This window comes from Fibrobacter sp. UWH1 (assembly GCF_002210365.1).
Classification (GTDB): Bacteria; Fibrobacterota; Fibrobacteria; order Fibrobacterales; family Fibrobacteraceae; genus Fibrobacter.
Genome location: NZ_MWQG01000014.1, coordinates 34860 through 56431 on the forward strand (window position 1 = coordinate 34860; position 21572 = coordinate 56431).

Below are 21572 nucleotides of genomic sequence, written 5' to 3' on the forward strand. Positions count from 1 at the left end.
GGAGTAATCATGCGGCTACCCCCTTGTCCTGAGCGGCTGCGGCATCCTGTGCTGCGGCACGAGCGGTAGACTTGCCCTTGGCAAGCTTACTACGGGCCACACCGGAGGTCTGCTGGTCACCCAGGAAGATGTTAATCTTGCGAATGTTGTCCTTGGCTTCGGGAATCTTGACCTTTTCGAAAAGATTCACGCGCTGGCTTGTGGTACGAAGTTCCTGAGAAAGAAGTTCGTACTGCTTTTCGAGAACGCGGCGTTCCAGGCGCAGGGAAATAAGGCCCTGCAGACTGCGGATACCGTCGTCCAGCCAAACCGGCGTAGTAAAGAAGTCAGGGATGGTCACATTGAAGTCTACCCCATCGTATGTAGGAATGCGGACACCGGCGATATTACCTTCGCCCTGGCGCACTTCCTTCACCGACAGGTACTTCGACCAATCGATAGGTTCGGCATACAGCGAAATCCAGGAGGACATGCTCTTGCGGAGCTTGTCTTCCTCCTCGCGCTTTGCCATCACCCTCTCCTGGAGCGTACGCATTTCCATCTGCAGCTGCTGCTTTTTCAACAGCAACGTGGGCAGATAGCGCTGGAAGCGCTTCAATGCGTCGCGTTCCGCCTTGAGGGCGTTTTTGGTTAACTTGACTTTAGCCATTAATTACCCCTTCTTGGGCCAATACTGACTAATCATCTTGGAAGGAATACCGGTTTCTTCGGGCTGGAAGCAGTCGGCAAGAATGGTCCAGCCAAGATCCAGAGCCTGTTCCAGAGGAATGTTCACGGACAGGTCCATCATTTCCTTTTCGAAACGCTGGCCGTACTTCAACAGCTTCTGGTCCCAAGTACTCATGTTAAAGCCCATGGACTGCTTTTCAAGGGTTTCCTTGTAAGAAGCGTAGAGCTGGATCATGGTATTCATAATGGTACGGTGGTCGCTACGGGTCTTACCGTTCACCTGCTGCTTCAAACGAGACAGAGAACCGAACGGTTCGATACGGCCCTTACGCAGATAGAACTGACCTTCGGTAATGTAACCGGTGTTATCCGGAACCGGGTGGGTCACGTCATCGCCAGGCATGGTGGTAACGGCAAGGATGGTAATAGAACCGGAACCTTCGAAGTCCACAGCCTTTTCGTAACGGCTAGCGAGAGAAGAGTAAAGGTCGCCAGGATAGCCACGGTTAGAAGGAATCTGTTCCATGGTAATTGCGATTTCCTTCATGGCGTCTGCAAAGTTGGTCATGTCGGTGAGAAGCACCAGAACGTTCTTACCTTCGGTTGCAAACTTTTCGGCAACAGCGAGTGATGCATCAGGCACCAGCAAGCATTCCACAATGGGGTCAGATGCAGTGTGCATGAACATCACGGTACGGCTAAGAGCACCGTTCTTTTCAAGGAAGTCCTTGAGGTACAGGTAGTCGTCGTGCTTCAGGCCCATACCGCCAAGAACGATGACGTCCACTTCTGCCTGCAGAGCAATACGGGCAAGAAGTTCGTTATACGGTTCACCAGCGATAGAAAAAATCGGGAGCTTCTGAGACACCACCAGAGTATTGAACACGTCGATCATGGGAATACCGGTACGGACCATGGTCTTCGGGATAATACGCTTTGCGGGGTTCACGGAAGGGCCGCCAATTGCGATACGTTCGCCATCGACTTCCGGACCGTTGTCACGGGGCTGACCAGCACCGTTAAACACGCGGCCAAGGAGAGCTTCGGAATAAGGAACCTTCATGGGTTCGCCCAGGAAGCGGACTTCGGAATCGGTAGAAACGCCACGGGCGCCTGCGAAAACCTGCAGGTCAACCATGTCACCGTCAATACGGATTACACGGGCGAGAGAAGTACCGAAAGAGCTAGTAACCTGAGCCAGTTCCTGGTTGGCAACGCCTTCTGCCTTCAGAGAGATCACAGAACCGGCGATGCGTTCAATACGATGGTAAGCAACATTATGCATTGACAGTTACCTCCTTCACGGAAGCAGTAATATTGGATTCAATTTCCTTGAATTCTGCGGAATCCATTGCAACGCGGTTCCAGTCCTTGGTAGCCTGAGTGAGCTTCAGGAAGAAGGTACGTGCAACATCCTTTTCTGCAAAGGACATAGGAGTCTTGAGAATTTCATAAACCTTGCCGAACACATACTTCTGACGGTCGCCAGTGCAGGCTGCGTCGATTTCGTGGTATGCGTCCTGCTGCAGATAGACTGCATCCAGGTATTCAGACTTGAGGTAAGTAATGAAGTCATCGATAGAGGTACCTTCTTCACCCACCACCTTCATCATGTTGTTGACGTCAACGCCAGCAGCAAGAATCTTGCGGGCATCGGCAACCTTCTTGGAATCGATGATGCCTTCGTACTTGGACCAGGAATCCAGCGGGTGGATTGCCGGGAAGCGGCGCTGGTCGGAACGTTCACGGCTAAGGCCGAGGAATGCGCCCACCACCTTCAAGGTAGCCTGGGTCACCGGTTCTTCGAAGTTACCACCTGCCGGAGAAACGGAACCGCCGATGGTCACGGAACCAGTGGAACCGTCCTTCAGGCGAACAACGCCACCGCGTTCGTAGAAGGCTGCGATCACAGATTCCAGGTATGCCGGGAAGGCTTCTTCACCCGGAATTTCTTCCAGACGGCCGGACATTTCACGGAGAGCCTGTGCCCAACGGGAAGTAGAGTCAGCCAGGAGCAACACGTTCAGGCCCATCTGGCGATAGTATTCAGCCAGGGTCACGCCGGTGTAAACGGAAGCTTCACGAGCAGCCACCGGCATGGAAGAAGTGTTACAAATGATAAGGGTACGTTCCATGAGGGACTTACCGGTACGGGGGTCGATCAACTCAGGGAATTCGCGAAGGGTTTCTACCACTTCACCAGCACGTTCACCGCAAGCGGCCAGGATCACGATGTCCACGTCTGCGTAACGGCTCATGAGCTGCTGCAGCACAGTCTTACCGGCACCGAAGGGGCCCGGAGTACAGAAGGTACCGCCCTGCATCACAGGGAAGAAGGTATCCACAATGCGCTGCTGCATGGTCAGCGGCTTGGTGGGGCGAAGACGTTCTTCGAAAGCCTTGATAGGCATCTTCACCGGCCAGGTCTGGACCATCTTGATTTCAATCTTTTCGCCCTTTTCGTTCTTGACTACTGCGACGACGTCTTCAACGACATGTTCGCCAGCAGGAACGACGGATTCCACGGTCACCTTGCCGAGAACCTTGAAAGGCACCATGATGCGGTGGGTGAACACGCCTTCGGGTACGGTACCGATGGTATCACCGGCGACCAAAACGTCACCAGGCTTTGCAACCGGGGTAAAGGCCCACTTCTTATCACGAGGGAGGGCCGGCAGATACTTACCGCGCTGCAGGAAGAAGCCGCACTGTTCGGCAAGTTCGGGCAGGGGGTTCTGAAGACCGTCGAACACCTGAGTCAGAAGACCAGGTCCAAGTTCCACAGAAAGCAGTTCGCCAGTGAATTCGACTTCGTCGCCAGCCTTAAGGCCAGTGGTATCTTCGAACACCTGAAGTTCTGCGTAGTCGCCACGGATACGAATCACTTCGCTCTTCAGCGGGATAATTTCGGACTTGCCATCCTTATTCTTGGAGGGCAACTTGGCATAAGCCACTTCGTTCTGAGACACGGCGCTTTCGAACTTGACGCGAATCAAGTTACCGTTCACACCGATGATTTTTCCGATACTAGCCATTGAAAATGGACCTCCGGTCATTCCTGAACAAAGTCAGGATCGTTTGCATTAATAACGTTGAGTACAGCAGCGTCGCCGGCCTTTTCAGAAAGGCGGGCCCAACGTGCACAAATTTGGAGCTTAATTGCGTATGCATATACGTGCTTGACCGTTTCCTCCCCTACACCGGCGAGGCAATCAACCAGCCAAAAACGGGCCTTGTCCAGATCCTGCTCTTTTTCCATAGGATTGGACTTGGCAAATGCATCCTGAATCATCTTGGCGAAATAGACGTCGTAGCCGGCAAAGCTCTTTTCGCTAAAGCGAACATCGGGGCCCCATGCCTGGGCGCGGAGCCTGCCGGAAACGTTCTTCATCTGAATCTCGTGAGCCTGATAGGACTGTACGAATTCATCGTCAGACGGTTCATTGTTAAGCAAGGCGTTCAAAGCTTCAAGTTCAGCCTGGTCCAGAGCACCTTCGCAGCGGCTACGGAAATCATCCATAGTCACAGGAGGAACATCTCCCAGGTTGATCATCGGCAATGAAGCCATTAAATAAGAAGGAGAACTCATTGATTCGCCTTAATTACTTTGCCTGTGCTGCAGCGTTAACGACCTTGGCCAGCTGCGGGCGGAGCAATGCAGAAAGAGCGTCTGCCATTGCCTTTTCGGTAAATTCGTGGGTGACCTTGCCACCGTCCAGCTTGACGCGGAAGCCATACTTGACACCCTTATCGCTGGAAACTTCAACACCGTTAGAAAGCTGCTTTGCAAATTCGCCAGTAACGAAGGAAGCAAGCTTCTTGGCATCTTCTTCGCTGAAGTCCACTTCGACGTGGGCGCTGTAGCCCTTAGCCAGAGAAAGGAGCATTTCCTTGACGGTAGATTCGTCCAGGGACTTTTCGACCTGGAGGGAGAGCAGGTTAAGAATCATATCCTGAAGATTCTTGCCTACAGAAAGAAGAAGATCGCGTGCAGACTGTTCCAGAGTGCGTTCGCTACGTTCGGTAAATGCTTCAGCATCCTTATCGGCCTTGGCAAGTTTTGCCTGAGCTTCGGCTTCGGCGGCCTTGACAATTTCGGCTGCCTTTTCCTTTGCCTTAGCAATAATTGCTGCTGCATCGTTTTCTGCCTTGTCAACAGCATCCTTCTGGATGCGTTCCATAAGGTATTGCAAATCTTCTGCCATATTTTATCTCCAATAACAATAAGAAGCCCTTTTTAGGGACTTTTTGAAAAATTTCGGTAAGAATATACAAGGTTTTTTATCAAAAAGTCGCAGTTTTCATAAAATTTTTCCGATTTTTTCATTTTTTTTCTAAAAAAAGGTCCGATTTCGTGAATGTTAAATTTTATTATACAAAGTTTACGAAAAACTATAACTTTTGCTTATACATTAGAGAATTTCTAATTATGGATTTTAAAGCTTATCTATAAAAGTTAGACCTTTTTTATCAGACGTCCATCCATATCAGGAAAAAGAACTTCAAGGCCCGAATTTATCCCAAAAATCGGAGTAGCCTTTTGTCACACCACGCTCCTGTTTCTATATTTACGCCCGTAAATTTTTTATACCAAAGGGTAATACAATGAAACGTACTCATAACTGTGGCCAGCTCCGTAAGGAAGATGTTGGCCAGACCGTAACTCTCTGTGGTTGGGTGGATCGTCGCCGTGACCACGGTGGTGTGATTTTTGTGGACCTCCGCGACAAGTATGGCAAGACCCAGATTGTGTTCAATCCGGATTACAATGCCGACGTTATCAAGAACGCAGAAACTCTCCGTAACGAATACGTGATTTGCGTTACCGGTAAGGTCTATGCCCGTGAAGAAGGCAACACCAACGAAAAGCTGGCTACCGGCGAAATCGAAGTGAAGATCAGCGAACTTACCATCCTGAACGCAGCCCTCACTTCTCCCCTGGCCATCAACGACCCCAACGAAGAATGTAAGGAAAACGACGACCTCCGCCTCCAGTACCGTTACCTGGACCTCCGTCGCCCGTGGATCCAGAAGAAACTCATGCTCAAGAGCAAGTTCCTGAAGGAAGTCTACCACTTCTTCTATGAAAACGGTTTCGAAAACATCGAAACTCCGGTTCTCTGTAAGTCTACTCCGGAAGGCGCACGTGACTACCTGGTTCCCTCTCGTGTGAACGCTGGTAAGTTCTACGCTCTCCCCCAGTCTCCGCAGCAGTACAAGCAGCTCCTCATGATCGCTGGCATGGACCGCTACTTCCAGATCGCCAAGTGCTTCCGTGACGAAGACCTCCGCGCCGACCGTCAGCCGGAATTCACCCAGATCGACGTCGAAATGTCCTTCGTAGACCAGGACGACGTGATGGGCATGTTCGATAAGTTCGTTACCGAAGTTCTCGGTAAGGTCTGGAACTTCGAACCACCCAAGAAGATCCGCCGCATGAAGTGGGCAGAAGCAATGCTCAAGTACGGTTCCGATAAGCCGGACCTCCGCTTTGACCTCGAAATCCATGACGTTTCCGAAATCGGTGCCAAGAGCGAATTCGGCGTGTTCAAGAACTGCGTTGCCGCTGGTGGCAAGATCCGCGGTATCGCTGCTAAGGGCTGCGTTGACTTCACCCGTAAGCAGATTGACGAACTCACCGCTTACGTTGCTAAGTACGGTTCCAAGGGTCTCGTATGGATGCGCGTCAAGGAAAATGACGAAGTGGAAACTCAGGTCGGCAAGTTCTTCACTACCGAACAGCTCAACGAACTCCGCGATGCAGTCGGTGCTAAGTGCGGCGACATGATGTTCTTCATCGCAGGTCCCGAAAAGATTGCAGCTACCGCTATGGGTCAGCTCCGTCTCGAAGTGGCTCGCATCAAGGGTCTCCGTGACCCGAAGAAGCGCGAATTTGTCTGGATCACTGAATTCCCCATGTTCGAATACAGCGATACCGAAGGCCGCTACATGGCTATGCATCACCCGTTCACCAACCCGCTGCCCGAACATCTGGACATGATGCTCTCCGGCAACCTGAAGGATTGCAACGCCGAAGCTTATGACCTTGTTCTTAACGGTGTTGAAATCGGTGGCGGTTCCGTGCGTATCCACAACCCTGAAGTTCAGGAAAAGGTTTTCCGCCTCCTCGGTCTTACCGAAGAACAGGTTAAGGAAAAGTTCGGCTTCTTCGTGGACGCCTTCAAGTTCGGCGCTCCTCCCCACGGTGGTCTGGCCTTCGGTCTGGACCGCGTTGTTGCAACCATGGAAGGTGAAGAATCCATCCGTGACTACATCGCATTCCCGAAGAACACCAGCGCATCCAGTCCCATGGACCAGTGCCCCAGCGAAGTGGATCTGCAGCAGCTGCAGGACATCCATATCGCCGTGCAGATGCCGAAAAAGGACTAAAGAACTTTTTTCGCTTTATACTTTACAGCTTTACGCAAAAAGAAGCCTCGCCCAGAGCGAGGCTTCTTTTTCAATGTCGATATAAAAGAATTACTTTTCGAACGGAACCAGTTCCACTCGGCGGTTCTGGGCTCGGCCATCTTCATTTACATTGTCTGCCAAAGGCATGGTGCGGCCATAGCCAACAGCACGGAGGCGATCCTTTTCAACACCACGCTTGATCAGGTAATCCACCACAGCCTGGGCGCGATCCTGAGAAAGCTTCATGTTCTTTTCGTCGGAGCCCTTGTCATCGGTGTGACCCTGAACTTCTAGGTTGGCGTTGGGAATCTTGCGCATGAGGGCGGCAACGTCATCCAAGGTACCGAAGCTGCTCTTGGTAAGGGTTGCAGAACCTGTCTTGAACTGAATGCCCTTCTTCAACTGGTCAAGGTCTTCCTTTTTGTCGAGGGGGCAGCCATTTTCATCGACGCGGATACCGGGCAAGGTATTGGGGCACTTGTCCTTCATGTCAGGCACGCCGTCGTGGTCAAAGTCCAGAGAGCAGCCGATAGAGTCAACAGGCATGCCTTCGGGAGTACCGGGGCACTTGTCCTGAGTATCGGGGATGCCATCCTTATCGGAGTCCATCTTACAACCGTTAATGTCCACTTCGATGCCTACCGGAGTATTGGGGCACTTGTCCAGGTGATCGGGCACGCCGTCGTGGTCAAAGTCCATGGGGCAGCCTACAGAATCTACAGGAGTACCAGCCGGAGTATTGGGGCACTTGTCCTGGGCGTCGTTCACGCCGTCGTGGTCAAAGTCCATGGGGCAACCGGTAGAATCAACAGGAACGCCAGCCGGAGTATTTGGACACTTGTCCTTGTCGTCCAGAATGCCATCGCCATCCAAATCCAAGATCAGGGCACGAGCGTTGGCGCTAACTGCGGAATCAGCCTTAGCCTTGTTACGGGCATCTTCTTCAGCCTTCAGACGGGTACCGGTAGTATCGATACAGCCATCATAGAACACAACGCTACCAGCCGGAGTGTTGGGGCACTTGTCCAGATCATCGATCACGCCATCCTTGTCGCTATCCAGGGGGCAGCCATCGGAACCGACCTTAATCCCCTTGGCAGTGCTGGGACACTTATCTTGTTCGTCAGGAACACCATCCTTGTCGGTGTCCTTGGGGCCAAACGGATCGAAACGAACGCTAAGCACGGCGGCACCAGAAATAAGGGGAGTAGGAGCGTAGCAATAAGTAGCCGTATGGCCATTTTCACCGATATAGGAAAGGATAACATCGTCGCAACCTTCTATTTCCTTATCGTGATCGAAGCCCAGGTTCTTGAAGGTACGAACAGCCACTTCAAGTCCAACAGCAAAATCAACATTATAAGGCAAGTGGAAACGGAAACCCGGGGTAATGAGCATGGGATCATTCATGGGACTGAACTTCAGGTTACCCTTGCTCTGCAAACGCATTTCGCCGGAATATTCCAAGAACACATCCACCCATTTCTTGGGAATCCAGTTTACGCCAGCGGCATACACAAGAGCATTGGTTTCGGCCAGATCAACCGGGTAGACATAGCTGGCAGCTGCGTTCACGCGGAAGGGATAACCAACTTTGGTAAAGTCAAAAGTTGTTACAAGACCGGCCGCAAAGGTCCAGTCACCAGCAGTGAACGGGCTGGTATAAGTTTCGCTGTTCAAGTACCACACATGGCGTGGACGCACGCCGGCACCAATTTCACCTGTAGGAGCGTACAAGTCCAACATGGCAGCCAGGCTAAACACCTTGGACTTGAAAGGAGCGCGGATCTTCATCCACATATCCAGGTCACCACGGCTGGTGGTCCACTGGTTTGCATCACCGGAAGGACCGTCGGAATTGGCGTGTTCATAGTACAGAGGCAGAACGACACCGATATCCCAGAAGTCAAGGACACCCATGCCAAAGAAAATGTTACCAGCCTGGGAATAGTCAGCAGCGTTGTAGGAATAACGCTTGCCATCCATTTCAAATACGCCGCCACGAGAAAGACCCCATGCACTGGTAGAAATATTACCACCAGTACCCAAAGTCATATTACCTATACCAAGGGTTTTGGTATTGATCTGATGAAGACCGTCAGTTCCGCCTTCAATACCCGGCTGGGCCAATGCAGCACCGGCAGCGAAGCCTAGAGCCATAACAGCCGTTCTTAAAGCCTTTTTCATAGTCCATTCCTTCCTAGATGAAAAAAAAGGTGAATTTCACAAAAATATGTAAAAAAAATAACAAAACAAACCGTTTGGCGAATAGAACAATTCAAATTTCACACCAAAATAGGGCGATTTCAGATTATAGGGGACTTTTAAAAGCTTCTCTCTCTCGATTAATGATTTCTTCAAGAAATGTTGAAAAACAGATTGCATAAACCTTAACAAAAAGAACTCAACAAGCAAAATAAACTAAACATACAACATATCACACAACACACAACATTAAAATATATTTATCTTATTTTAAAATATTACCATCATTTCCCATTGCGGTACAGAACAAACTATTGTATATTTGCAAACGCATCTAACAAATGCGTAGGGTTACATCGAGGTCAACAAAGAAACTACAGATAAAGCTGATAGTATACTCAGCTCATACCTATACTACCCCCCCCCACACACATAAGATTTTTACCAATCGTAGTCCAAATACGGATTACAACGTATCAAGCTATACCCTACGCAAAACAAAAAAGCGTCCAGCCGAATGGCTGGGCGTTTTTTGTACAAAATCAAAATAAAAAATTAAAACAAAGTAAGAGGTAAAAAAAAGAACCCGCCGACAGCAACGTCGACGGGTTATTTTTGAGGTGTAATAGTCTCAGCAGGGATGCTACCAAGACAACGCAAAATTACTATAAATTTGTCCCTAGCAAAACTTTCTTTTTTCTTATAAAGTTAAAAAATTAAGGACAGACTAAAAACCTACGAAAATTCGAAGTAAATAAACCATTTTTACAAAGATTTCACCTTCTCTACATTTTTTCTTTCATTTTAACCAACCACCATTGCCACAATTAGATAGTTATGCTATATTTGTGATATTCATCACATTTGGGTTTTGTTGGAGAATAAAATGAGCATTGTCACAGGTACCTCTTCAAGGTACTGGATTGGCGGCAATAAGTCGCATTTCAAGCCTGATGCCAAAGGCAAGGGCGAATACATCTACATAGAAGATGCCGGTGAAGTTGAGCCCGGCAAGATGTGGCAGAAGTCTATAACCTGGCAGCAACAAGACGATTCTCCTACTCACAGCAATAAATTACAGCAAGAAATGACCCTGACGGTCAATATTATTGGCGCTGGCAGCAAAATTATCAAGACTTACACGTCATCTCACAAGAACAAGGGGTACCAGAAGGTCAACTTTTGCATGCCCAAGGGCGCTGAACGCGTAGAATACAAGATTCAAAGAACACGAAATGCAGGCGGCAAGGTCAATTTAGGCTACAGCCTGCAGGTTTCCGAGCCGTAAAAGCTCCGAAAAATCGCATTTTCAAGGATTTTTTCATACACACTCCCGAAAAGCTGAAAGGAGATGACGAAAGCCATCTCCTTTTCAGATTCATCATTAAGTTAGCGATTCCCTAGAGCCACCCTCCCCCGCCTTATTCTTCGAGGAATCAAGGAAATCGTGGTCTTCCAATAACGCAATTCATGCCAAATCGCCTCTGTGGCATCAAATTTCAACAGCCAAATAAAACGTTTGCGGTCAATAATCCAGCGTTTTAGCACAGGAACCCGATAATCAGCCGCATATCGTCCAAAATTGCCCCCGTTCATAACAACATTAAGCAGTTTCTTCCCTCGTTTTTTATCTACAGGGCAAAGTAGCTGATTTTCACCGAGACCAAACACTTCACGCATCAACCACATAACGGCACCGGCCATGTGAAACAAGCCAAATTCACCCAGCATTTTCGACACGCGCACCCGATCTTCTTCGGTAGAATTCTTTAGCAGCTGGTGATAGTCCACCAACTGGCGCAAACCCACTCCGGTACTGAAAAAATGCTGTCTCAAATGGGACAACTGCATTACCAGGGCAAAGGGAATACTCGGAACGCAAAAACCTTGAGCCACCTTCCAGGAACTACAATCCGCACAGGAACGAAGTTCTTCCAGCTCACCATCTAGAAAACGAAGCATGGCTCTCGTCTTATAGGGAGAAAAGCTGGACGTCGGACAGAAATGGACTTCCACCGTAATACCACCAAAAAGGCCCGGCTCAAGATGCACATGATGATCGCTAACATCATCCTCGGCATCTACGTGCAGGTTCATCTCCGTTAGAGTTCGCAAAACACCTTCGCGGCCACCTTCCAGCAAAATATCGATATCGCCGGCCTGACGGCAAAACGGATCGGGATACAGAAGCGTATTCGCCTGCCCCTTTAATATAACAGGATGCAACCCTCGGCCACAGAACATCTCCGTTAAATCGGCAGCCGTTTTATTCATGCGTTCATTTACCAGCTGAATCTTATGAGATTCAAACGACCACCGTAGCAATAGTTCTCGAGGGGGACGCTGATCATGAGGCAACTTTTCCACAGCACGAAACAGCACCCCAACCAGGCACTGCTTTACGGAGTAATCATGAACCCACCGCCATTCGTCATCGGACAAGGCCCGAGGCAAGCAGGATTCTGTGGTCACATTCAAGGCAATCCGTAGCAACGAAAAATACAAGCCGTCTAAATTCTGCATACGTTCAACAAATGTATTAATAATTCACGCAACTTTTGTATATTGGAGCTAATGAAAGACAATTCCGTTACCATGATTTGCCCTCACTGCGGGGCCGAAATCAAGCCCGACGCCACCTTCTGCCGCCACTGCGGTAGCGACAAGAACACCGGCTGGAAAGATGGAGCCGAATTCGCAGACGAAGAGCTCCCCGACTACGAGGAAATCCTGGAAAATGAATTTGGAGACGATCCTAACAGCCCTTATGCCAAAAAGAAAAGCGGCTTCGGTGGCATTGTAGGCACCGTCGCCGCAATTATCGTAGCCCTAGCCTTTATTGCGGCCATGGTCCTTTAGTTTTTAGGCAATCGTCTTTTCCAGACTTTCCAGAACTTCGGCGGCTTCGCTAAAGTCATAATCGTCTACCAGTTCCTTCAGCTTGCCAATAAGCACGTCCTGGTTGTTCTCGAAGGAGATTCCCTCCACTTCATCCAGGCTGCGTTTGCAGCGGGTGGCGGAGCAGATATCCAAGGCGTCCTTCAGTTCCGTTACCAGCTTCTGAAGCTTTTCCTTGGCGTTGGGATCTTTCTTCTTGGCGACAACAACCTGCTCAGACGCAATACCTGACAGTACTACATCCAAGTCAGACGTAATTTCCTGAAGCAACTTCTCAAAGTTACTGAAATCAATGGCGTTACACTGCCCCTGGGAAAGCTGACTTTCTAGAGTTGCGCCCAGGTTCTGCAAATGGTTCGCACCGATGGTTCCGCACAAGCCCTTGATGGTATGCACAATTCGTGCAGCCTCATCGTAACGGACAGACTCGATCATCTGGCGCAAGTTGAAGGATGTTCCGCCGTAATCGCGGACAAAGCCCTGCAGAATCTTGAGGAACACGTTCCTATTGCTATTGGAATGGTACAGACCCGCTTCGGCATCCAGGTCGCGAATCTTCTGGAACTTGGCAAGGAATTCACTGTCTTCCTGGGACAGGTCCGAACTATCTCCGTCCGTAACCACCTTGCTGGATTCCGCAGCCACCGCCAGGAACTTGGCCAATTCCTCGTAAAGGAGGCTGGGGTCAATGGGCTTGACAATATGGGCATTCATGCCGGCAGCTAGACATTCTTCCGTATCCTTCTGGAAGGCACGGGCACTCATTGCCAGAATGGGCACATTCTTGAAGTACTCGTCTTCGCGGGCACGGATTTCCTTAGTAGCGGTCAGACCATCCATAATGGGCATCTGGATATCCATGAGAACCAGGTCGAAGGAATCCTTCTGGAGCATGTCCAGGGCTTCATTACCATTGTTAGCAATCATGGAACTGAGACCCACGCTATTCAGCAGGGATACCGCCAATTCCTGATTCATCTGGTTGTCTTCAACCAGAAGGATCTTGGCTTCCTTAAAGTAGATCTTGCTCTTTTCCTTCTTGACAGCCTTCTGGTAGGTTAGCTCATAGCCCATGGCTTCTTCCATGCTACTGAGCAGGGAACTGATCTGCAGAGGCTTGGGAACAAAGCTGCTGAATCCCAGATTCTGGGCCGCAGTCAGATCCTTTTCGTCAAAATGGATGGGGTGCATCAACACCTTGGGAATCCGGATCATCTTTTCATCGAGACCATGAACGAAGTCGAAGCCGTTCAAGATCGGCATGTCATAATCCACGATGAACATATCGTAGGGAGCTTCGCCAGCCTCTTCATGCGCCTGAATAAGATCCAGGGCCTGGTCAACGGACTCCGCCTCTTCTACAATGCATTTTAGCTTGGTCAGATAGTGGCGCAATACGTCACGGAGGTTTTCGCAATCATCCACCAGCAAGACATTCTTTCCGGCAAAGCGAATCTGATTCTTCCACTTGGGATCCACAGACTGGGCCGCAACAGGGAGTGTAATACTGAAGAAGAATCGAGATCCAACGCCAGCCACGCTTTCCACCTGCATCTGACCGCCCATCAATTCCACCAGGGACTTGGAAATCACCAGGCCAAGGCCAGTACCGCCGTACTTGCGGGTCGTAGAGCCATCAGCCTGAGTAAAGGCGTTAAAGAGACGTCCAAGCTGTTCCGGAGTCATGCCGATACCCGTATCCTTCACGGAGAAATTCAGTTTGACGCTGTTCTCGGTGCGGGATTCCAGGGAAACGATCAGGGAAATATCGCCCTTCTCGGTAAACTTGGTAGCATTGTTAATCAGGTTCGTAAAAATCTGGGAAAGGCGCAGCGGGTCACCCATCAAGATTTCAGGAATTTCCGGATCCACATTCACAATCAGTTCGATGGGACGTCCGGCAATACGGACTTCGGCCAGGGCAGCCACATCGCTGACCACATCGCGAAGCACCAACTGGGTAATTTCCAGTTCTTGCTTCTTGGCCTCGATCTTGGAGAAATCCAGGATGTTATTGATGATTCCAAGGAGGGACTTGGCCGCAGTACTTACACGGTCTACAAATCCTCTCTGATGTTCATCCAACTGGGTTTCTGAAATCAGGTGCGCCATACCGATAATGGCATTCATGGGGGTACGGATTTCATGACTCATGTTGGCCAGGAATTCACTCTTGGCCTGGGTAGCCTGCTCCGCAATTTCACGGGCAGCCACCACTTCAGAAATGTCGATCATGGAAAGCATGTAGCCCACGACGGACCCCTGCACCATCAATGTACAGCCTTCCCCACGGAACCAGGTTTCACTCTTGCCGTCCTGGGATTTAAGCACGAAGGAATCCTTCCAGATTTCACGCCTGCTAAAGGTATCCTTTAAGGATGTAATCACCGATTCAGGCAGTCCCTGTTCCTTCAATTCATCCAGAGACAGGCCGATCATCTTGCGCCATTCCTTGCCCAGGAAGTCTGCCAACTGCTTAGACATGTACTTCACACGCTTGGCTCTATCAAAAATCACCAGGATAGAATGGTCTGCGGAAAGCATAATGGTATCCAAAATGGTATCCTTCTGGATGCCGCTAGTTTCATCGTTGATCATGAACAGATAGCGCATTTCGCCGTTATCTTCCACAAGGACCTGGAAGAAAATGCCCCACCACGCCACTTCCCCGGAAGAACTCTTCACAGGCACAAGAATCTTGCGTTCGCTGGCGTGCATTTCGCCACCCATGGCCACACGATGCACAAATTTATTGAACTGGTCCGACGGGAAGAACTTGAACAGGATCTGTCCCTTCAAATCTTCACCACCATTCAGGAAGTCCGCAATAAAGGCGCTGGCATGCAAGATATCAAAGGTATCGTTCGTCAGGATAATCCTAAAATTATCACTCCCCAGAAGCGTATCGAAAAGGGTACTGGAGCTGACACTTTCGTTCAAGTCCCGCTGAATGAACTTGGTAAACAGTGTATGGGAAACGATAGCGGCACCACCCATCAACAGGAGCACCACCAGAGCCACCAACAGGAAGGTCTTGGAGGAATTTTCGTCTACGCCGGCAACGATCTTGTTCTGCTGACTCACATGAACCACATAGAAGGGCATCTTCTTGATGGGAGCCACCATGAACACCAGACGCTGTCGATGGTCGTTGGTCAATTCAAAACGGACAACTTTCCCTTCCATCAGAGTATCGGGCTTAAACTCGCTCAAGGCAAGCAGAAGCAGGTTTTCTACACTATCCTGCAGAACCTTGCCGCGGTTGGTTTCATACGGGAAATAGGTAAACAGGTTATCGTTGTCATTACCGGCCAAAAGGGTAATGCCACCTTCTTCCTTGGCTACAGCACCAAGAGAAAGTCGAACCTTGTGCAAGTCAATATCGGCAGCCACAGCGCCGCGGAACTTCTGATTCTTATCCCAGATCGGGTAAGAAATGGTCATGACCTGCTTACCGAAATCCTTACGGATTGTAGGGCCAGTTAGAGCGAGCCCCCTCTTACGGGAAGCCTCCAGATACCAGGCCTTGGTACGATATTCCGCCTGGCCACTTTCCAGCTTTACCCCCCTAGCAGATATAAATTCGCCTTCATTGCCCCCATAGTAGACATCCACGAGATCTTCACTAGACTGCAAGACCCTGTAGAGAATGGAACGAATTCCCGATTCCTTGGCATTCTGAACACGCTTCGCCGCAGCGACAAATTTATCTTCGTCGTTTTTCAGCAAGGCTTCCACTTCAGAGAGAACTTTGTCCTGCAAAGCCGATTCCGTATTGGCGTATGCGGAATCAATCATCATTTCCTTGACGGTCAATGAGAAAAGGAAGACCAATAGAATGGAGGCGATAATCACGGGGACGGCAAAAACCGTCAGAATTCGGATTCTGAGCCTACGTCGCTGGGCGTTTAAAGGACTATGAGTCAATAGCTACTCCTTACTGAGCGCCATCCTTGAACTGTTCGTAAATACCGGGAAGAATGTCTGCAATTTCCATAAAGGCGTCGACCACATCGGGGTCGAACTGAGTTCCCCTACCGGCCTTGATTTCGGCCACGGCAACTTCATGGGGATATGGTTCCTTATAAGGCCTGCGAGATACAAGAGCGTCATAAACATCCGCCACAGACATAAGGCGGGCCCCCACAGGAATATCTTCTCCCTTAATCTTGTTGGGATAACCTTCGCCATCCCAGCGTTCATGATGGTTCAAAATAATATCTGCGCAAATCTTGACCAGAGGATGATTGCTCAGTTCCCTGGTCGCATTCAGAAGTACGTCATAACCCATCTGGGCATGGGTACTCATAACCAACCTTTCTTCATCGGTAAGCTTAGCCGGCTTTCTTAATATATCGTCGGGGATACCCACCTTGCCAATATCATGGAGTGGTGCAGCCGTAGCGTAAAAATCAATATATTCCTTGCTAGTAATAGCGTGACTGAACTTCGGGTGGTTCTGCAGTTTCTCGGCCAGCATCTGGACCAACACCTGGGTTCGCTTAATATGAGCGCCGGTTTCCGGGTCGCGGTATTCAGCCAGGGCACCCAAACTGGTCAACATGACCTTCAATGTCTTACGAAGATCCTTGGTTTTCTCTTCAACCAGTTCATGAAGATGGTCACGCTGTTGCTTAAATTCCAACTGATTCTTGATACGGAGACGTACCAAATCAGGATTGAACGGCTTAGTAATATAGTCGACGGCACCTAAATCCAGTCCCATCTGCTCACTTTTGGCATCTGCCTTGGCAGTCAAGAACAGAACAGGAGTATTATTCACCAAATTTAGGGCATGCATCTGGCGTAATGTTTCGTAACCGTCCATTTCGGGCATCATTACGTCCAGCAAAATCAGGTCAGGTTTAACCTTTTCTGTAAGAACAAGAGCCTTTTTTCCGTTCAAGGCAACAAAAATATCATAGTCGTTAGATAAAATGCCCTCCAGGACTTCAATATTCGTCTTGGTATCATCAATAACTAAAATCTTTGCTCTTGCTCGTTCCATGTTCCATAATATATGTTTAGAATTTCAAATAGAACAATCTATTTTATTCCAATTTGGAACATTTTTCGCGAAATTCGCTTAAAAAACGCATTTTGTAATTATTTAGTAAACACTTTTACAAAGTCTGTGATTAAACGCACAGTCTGTTTAGCTTAATAAAGGCATTTATGGAGTCGGCGTAGTTCCAAATTCCACCGATTACAGAAGCGCCAGACACCCCAAATTCCCTGGGAAGTTCCTTGAAAAGGTGGACATTTTCCTCGTCGATACCCCCAAAAAGGATAACCGGGCACTTGGGAGGATTAGAAGATAGGTGGGACTGCAGGAGGTCTAGTCCAACCGTTTTGACCGGCTCAAGGCCGGATAAAGGTTGAAAAATCGGGCCAACAAGAGCTCCAGACACCCATTCGGGCAATTGGGCCAGCTGTTCCAGGTCGCGGCAGTAAGCGATACAGTTTACGCGTTTCCAGGATTCGGGAACCGGCCCCATCAGGGATTGAGCCTCGGCCACGCAACCACGGACATCCAACTGCTCCGCCAGATCGGGAGTACCACGCACCCAGATTCGGTCGCGGTATTCCATGGACAAGGACAGGAGCCAACGTTCATAGGACTCCGGCGTATTGCGACGTTTCTGAAGGATCAGGCGGGTAAGGCCTCGCTTGAACATCTCTTCGATGTCATCATATTCACCGGCAAAATCATCGGGGCAAGTGGTCAGCCAAAGTCTAAACATAATATCAGTTTGGAGTCAGGAACGTCGGGTTAAGTGCCGATGCGTCGGGCTAGATGCGGGACTCGTCGGGCCAGTTCTGCCGCGTCAATAGGTTACAGCGCCAGGAAGGCAGCCTTCAGTTCGCGGGCGGCGGCCTCGGGATCAGCGGCCTTCTGGATGGCGGAAACGGCACAGATGCCTGCGATTCCGGAACCCGTCAGGACATGGATGTTATCCTTATTCAAGCCACCGATGGCATTCACGGGAATAGGCACCGCCTTCACGATTTCCTTCAGAGTATCCACGGAAGTGAGGATGGTGACGACCTTTGTGGTTGTGGGATAAATGGCGCCCACGCCACAATAGTCCGCACCCTGTTCGTAGGCTTCCAGAGCCTGGGGGACAGTCTTGGTCGTAGCACCGATGATTTTACCCGGGCCCATGAGTTTGCGGGCTACAGCAACGGGCATGTCGGTCTGCCCCACATGAACACCTTCGGCACCGATGGCGAGAGCAACATCCACGCGGTCATCAATAATCAGAGGCACGTTATAGCGGCTGGTGATTTCGTGAACGCTTGCGGCAAGTTCCATGTATTCGCGGGTAGACTTGTTCTTTTCGCGAAGCTGGATGATGGTGGCGCCACCCTTGCAGGCGGCCTCCACAGAAGGTAAGAACTTTTCGGCGGGAACGGTAGAACTGTCGGTAATAAAGTAGAGGGTTGTATCAAGTTTCATGGGCTGCGCCAATATCCTTTACGTACAAATACAAGGTCTGATTTTCTGCGGTGTAATCATCGGAGGGAATCATTTCCATCATCACACGGCGGTAACCATCGGCAGAGAGTCGCCTATAGAAAATGCTCAGAGAGGTGTTACCCTTCGTAAAATAACTACGCAAGAATTCCAGGGAAGTTTTTTCCAGATAACCATCCAAGTCCTCAGCATGAACCTGCCCAGACTTTCCAAAGCCATGAAGCCATTCGGAAATCTTATGGGAGAAGCCCTTCTGTTCTGTTTTCTCATCCTGGTTCATCTTGATGATTCCATAGGAATCAGCCGTCAGGTTGACCTTCAAAATCTTGGTGTAGGAATTGCAGACGGCATCAAAGGCTTCGCGCTGTCCTCGGCGGTCTACGCCCTTGGATTTGTAATACTGTTCCTTATCATGATACATCATCTGGTCAGCAGACTTTTTCAATTCCATCAGGCTGGCGTTAGGCATATCCCGTTTGGCGGCATAACCAACAGAAAGAGACATGTCCTTTATTCTCTGGCCTTTCCACTGGTCAACTTCATTTTCAAGCCTGTCCTTATATTTCTTGCCGGATTCATCGGAATGTACAACAACAATAAATTCATCGCCACCCACGCGATAAACCTTGCCGCTGCCGGAAAAAGCGTTGGTAATGCAAAGGCTGGCCCCCTGGATCAGTTCGTCGCCAGCAAGGTGACCTAGGGTATCATTAACCTGTTTTAAGCTATTCAAGTCCACAGAAAAAAGAATCAAGTCATCTTCTATGGGATGATCCTCGTATCGCTTAAGGTCTTCTTCGTAGGAACGTCGATTGTAAACCTGGGTCAGTTCATCGGTAGTAGACGCCAGCACCAGGCGATCGTTATGCTCCCTTGATGCAATGAATACGTGAATGATTGTACAGCCTACCGCATAGCCAACAGCATAGAAAGGTGCGTTGGGGAAGAAAAACTGGAATATGCCGCACAATATGGGAGCCAACACGAAAACAAAGACGGCGGCATATTGCTTACGGGTATCCCCCTTCTTACTTAAAGCAGAAATTGCAGTAATCAAGCCAATCAACACATAGATAAAGTACTGGTTAAAGAACGCAACCTGCCTAAAGGCTTCGCATCGGTATTCGTTATTGGGACCAATGGTAAAGATGGTGGGAACGAAAATATTCCTTATTACCAAGGCTGTCTGAAAAACAACCGCCAAAAGAACCAGCGCACGGTAAAGCCTTTTGTGGTGAATTTCGCTGCCCAGATAAACCAGAACAAAATGAAGCCAGACGTACGCCGTGATTACCGTAAAAATATGGAATCCGGTAGTGATCCCAAAAAGGAGCGACGGATGGCCAACTTCGGGCATGGCCGCAATTCCCCACAGGGCATCCTGCAAGCAAAAGAACACGCACCAGGAAACAAGAATTCGATAAGCCTTATCTACAGGCGAGGCTTCGTTCTTGTAGGTATAGGCATGCCACAAGAAAATCGCCAGAATTATGGCGAAAGTCAAAGAAGCAATCCAGTAAAGCGCCTGTTCCATCGCAAATAATCTAAATAAAAATCAAGTCGACGGCATCCCGATGGTTTAAACTACACGTACAAATAGTCATTTAGCACGGGCTGGAGGCCTTCGCCGCTAATATCCTTGTACATGGCGTTGAAACTACGGTTGTCGTTGATTTCGAACTGCTCATCGCCCTCGGCATCGGAGGTTTTCTTGCCGGCGTTTACGTCGGCGGTTTTGGTTTTAACCTCGTCGTCGCTGTCCTTGTACTTTTCCTCGTGGTCGCCAACGCCTGTGGATACACCTGCGGAAACCTTGGTAGCGGCAATCTTTACGATGCCGTTGCGGAATTCCTTGGATTCGCGGCTGGAGACGGTAATGCCAACAAAGGGCATGAAGATGCGGTAGGCGCACAGTACCTGGCAAAGTTCCTTTTCGTGAACGTCAAGAGGATTGATCTTGTCGTTGTTCACGATGGGGCGAAGGCGGGGGCAGGACAGGCTCATTTCTGCATGAGGGTATTTCTTCTGCAGATAGAACACGTGGAGGGCGCTGGCCAGGGCATCCTTACGGAAGTCGGAAAGGCCAAGCAATGCGGAGAAACCGCAGCCGCGCATGCCTCCCATAAGGGCCCGTTCCTGGGAATCGAAACGGTACGGGTAAATGCGCTTGTGGCCCAGCAGGTGAAGCTGTTCGTAGCGGTCCTTGTCGTAGGTTTCCTGGAAGACCGTCACGTAGTCTACCCCACATTCGTGGAGGTACTTGTACTCGTCGGTGTTCATGGGGTAAACTTCGACACCCACCATACGGAAGTACTTGTGGGCAATCTTGCAGGCTTCGCCAATGTATTCCACGCTGCTCTTGGCGCGGCTTTCGCCGGTAAGGATCAGCACTTCCTCCATGCCGCTGTCGGCGATGACCTTCATTTCGTGCTCGATCTGCTCCATAGAGAGCTGCATGCGTTTGATTTTATTGTAGCAGTTGAAGCCGCAATAGACGCAGTAGTTTTCGCAGTAGTTGGCAATGTAGAGCGGAGTAAAGAAATAGACCGTATTGCCAAAGTGCTTGCTGGTTTCCAGCTTTGCCTTCTGTGCCATCTTTTCCAGGAAGGGAGCGGCGGCAGGAGAAAGGAGCGCTTTGAAATCTTCTACGGTGCAAGTGTGATGATCCAAAGCAGCCAGCACATCACGAGCAGTGTACTTACTGAAGTCTACGGAATCCACATGTCCCATGACCTTGCCATAAATGTCGGACTGAATGACTTCCATGCCCTTCATGTATTCCATGTGATTGGTACGGGAGCTAGGGTCATTTTCCAGACGGTGCTTACGTTCCAGAGCTTCCGGAGACAAGGTATCGGAATCAATAAAATAACGTTCGTCGTGATATTCTTTTTCAGACATAAAAAATCAA

At 49.6% G+C, this 21572-nt stretch carries 16 protein-coding genes; 3 read left to right on the forward strand and 13 right to left on the reverse strand.

Translation table 11 applies throughout. The features are described 5' to 3' along the window. Window positions 1–7: 7 nt before the first annotated feature. From B7992_RS08150 to B7992_RS08170, 5 genes are read right to left on the reverse strand one after another with little or no spacing between them, the layout of a single operon-like run. Window positions 8–649 (reverse strand): V-type ATP synthase subunit D, encoded by a 642-nt coding sequence (locus B7992_RS08150; RefSeq protein WP_073284316.1) that lies wholly within the window; start codon window positions 647–649, stop codon window positions 8–10. A 3-nt stretch (window positions 650–652) separates the two neighbouring features. Next, window positions 653–1954 (reverse strand): V-type ATP synthase subunit B, encoded by a 1302-nt coding sequence (locus B7992_RS08155; RefSeq protein ID WP_073284313.1) that lies wholly within the window; start codon window positions 1952–1954, stop codon window positions 653–655. Further along, entirely contained in the window at window positions 1947–3704 is a 1758-nt protein-coding gene (locus B7992_RS08160; RefSeq protein WP_088666007.1) for a V-type ATP synthase subunit A, read from the reverse strand. The genes B7992_RS08155 and B7992_RS08160 overlap by 8 nt, the downstream gene beginning before the upstream one ends. Window positions 3705–3721: 17 nt before the next feature. After that, the gene (locus tag B7992_RS08165) at window positions 3722–4258 is read right to left on the reverse strand and encodes a DUF2764 family protein (protein ID WP_073159258.1); all 537 of its coding nucleotides are present in this window, start codon (window positions 4256–4258) and stop codon (window positions 3722–3724) included. 13 nt (window positions 4259–4271) lie between these two features. Next, the gene (locus tag B7992_RS08170) at window positions 4272–4874 is read right to left on the reverse strand and encodes an ATPase (RefSeq protein WP_088666008.1); all 603 of its coding nucleotides are present in this window, start codon (window positions 4872–4874) and stop codon (window positions 4272–4274) included. A gap of 400 nt (window positions 4875–5274) precedes the next feature. Between B7992_RS08170 and aspS the strand changes: the two genes are divergently transcribed. Further along, window positions 5275–7059 carry an aspartate--tRNA ligase gene (aspS, locus tag B7992_RS08175; RefSeq protein ID WP_073159262.1) on the forward strand — a complete coding sequence of 595 codons (1785 nt, stop codon included), beginning with the start codon at window positions 5275–5277 and terminating at the stop codon, window positions 7057–7059. A gap of 90 nt (window positions 7060–7149) precedes the next feature. On the opposite strand, the gene B7992_RS08180 is transcribed toward aspS, so the two are convergent. Then, window positions 7150–9267, reverse strand: coding sequence for an OmpA family protein (locus B7992_RS08180; RefSeq protein ID WP_073284308.1), 2118 nt, complete (start codon window positions 9265–9267; stop codon window positions 7150–7152). A 904-nt stretch (window positions 9268–10171) separates the two neighbouring features. Here B7992_RS08180 and B7992_RS08185 point away from each other — a divergent pair. Beyond that, entirely contained in the window at window positions 10172–10573 is a 402-nt protein-coding gene (locus B7992_RS08185; protein WP_088666009.1) for a hypothetical protein, read from the forward strand. 101 nt (window positions 10574–10674) lie between these two features. Here B7992_RS08185 and B7992_RS08190 read toward each other — a convergent pair whose 3' ends face one another. Then, the gene (locus B7992_RS08190; protein WP_073237509.1) at window positions 10675–11808 is read right to left on the reverse strand and encodes a nucleotidyltransferase family protein; all 1134 of its coding nucleotides are present in this window, start codon (window positions 11806–11808) and stop codon (window positions 10675–10677) included. Between the two features lie 51 nt (window positions 11809–11859). Between B7992_RS08190 and B7992_RS08195 the strand changes: the two genes are divergently transcribed. Further along, window positions 11860–12144, forward strand: a complete 285-nt coding sequence (locus B7992_RS08195; RefSeq protein WP_249506250.1) for a zinc ribbon domain-containing protein — start codon at window positions 11860–11862, stop codon at window positions 12142–12144. Between the two features lie 3 nt (window positions 12145–12147). Here the strand turns inward: B7992_RS08195 and B7992_RS08200 are convergent, their stop codons facing one another. From B7992_RS08200 to thiH, 6 genes are all read right to left on the reverse strand, one after another. Then, on the reverse strand, window positions 12148–16110 hold the full coding sequence (locus B7992_RS08200) for a response regulator (protein WP_088666010.1): 3963 nt from the start codon (window positions 16108–16110) through the stop codon (window positions 12148–12150). Between the two features lie 10 nt (window positions 16111–16120). Beyond that, entirely contained in the window at window positions 16121–17191 is a 1071-nt protein-coding gene (locus tag B7992_RS08205) for an HD domain-containing phosphohydrolase (RefSeq protein ID WP_088666011.1), read from the reverse strand. Window positions 17192–17321: 130 nt separating this feature from the next. Beyond that, window positions 17322–17927, reverse strand: coding sequence for a thiamine phosphate synthase (locus B7992_RS08210; protein WP_073159273.1), 606 nt, complete (start codon window positions 17925–17927; stop codon window positions 17322–17324). A gap of 92 nt (window positions 17928–18019) precedes the next feature. Then, window positions 18020–18643: a thiamine phosphate synthase gene (thiE, locus tag B7992_RS08215; protein ID WP_088666012.1), complete on the reverse strand. Its 624-nt coding sequence runs from the start codon at window positions 18641–18643 to the stop codon at window positions 18020–18022. Beyond that, window positions 18633–20195 (reverse strand): diguanylate cyclase, encoded by a 1563-nt coding sequence (locus B7992_RS08220; protein ID WP_073159277.1) that lies wholly within the window; start codon window positions 20193–20195, stop codon window positions 18633–18635. The genes thiE and B7992_RS08220 overlap by 11 nt, the downstream gene beginning before the upstream one ends. A 50-nt stretch (window positions 20196–20245) precedes the next feature. After that, window positions 20246–21562, reverse strand: coding sequence for a 2-iminoacetate synthase ThiH (thiH, locus tag B7992_RS08225; RefSeq protein ID WP_073159279.1), 1317 nt, complete (start codon window positions 21560–21562; stop codon window positions 20246–20248). Between the last annotated feature and the right edge of the window lie 10 nt (window positions 21563–21572).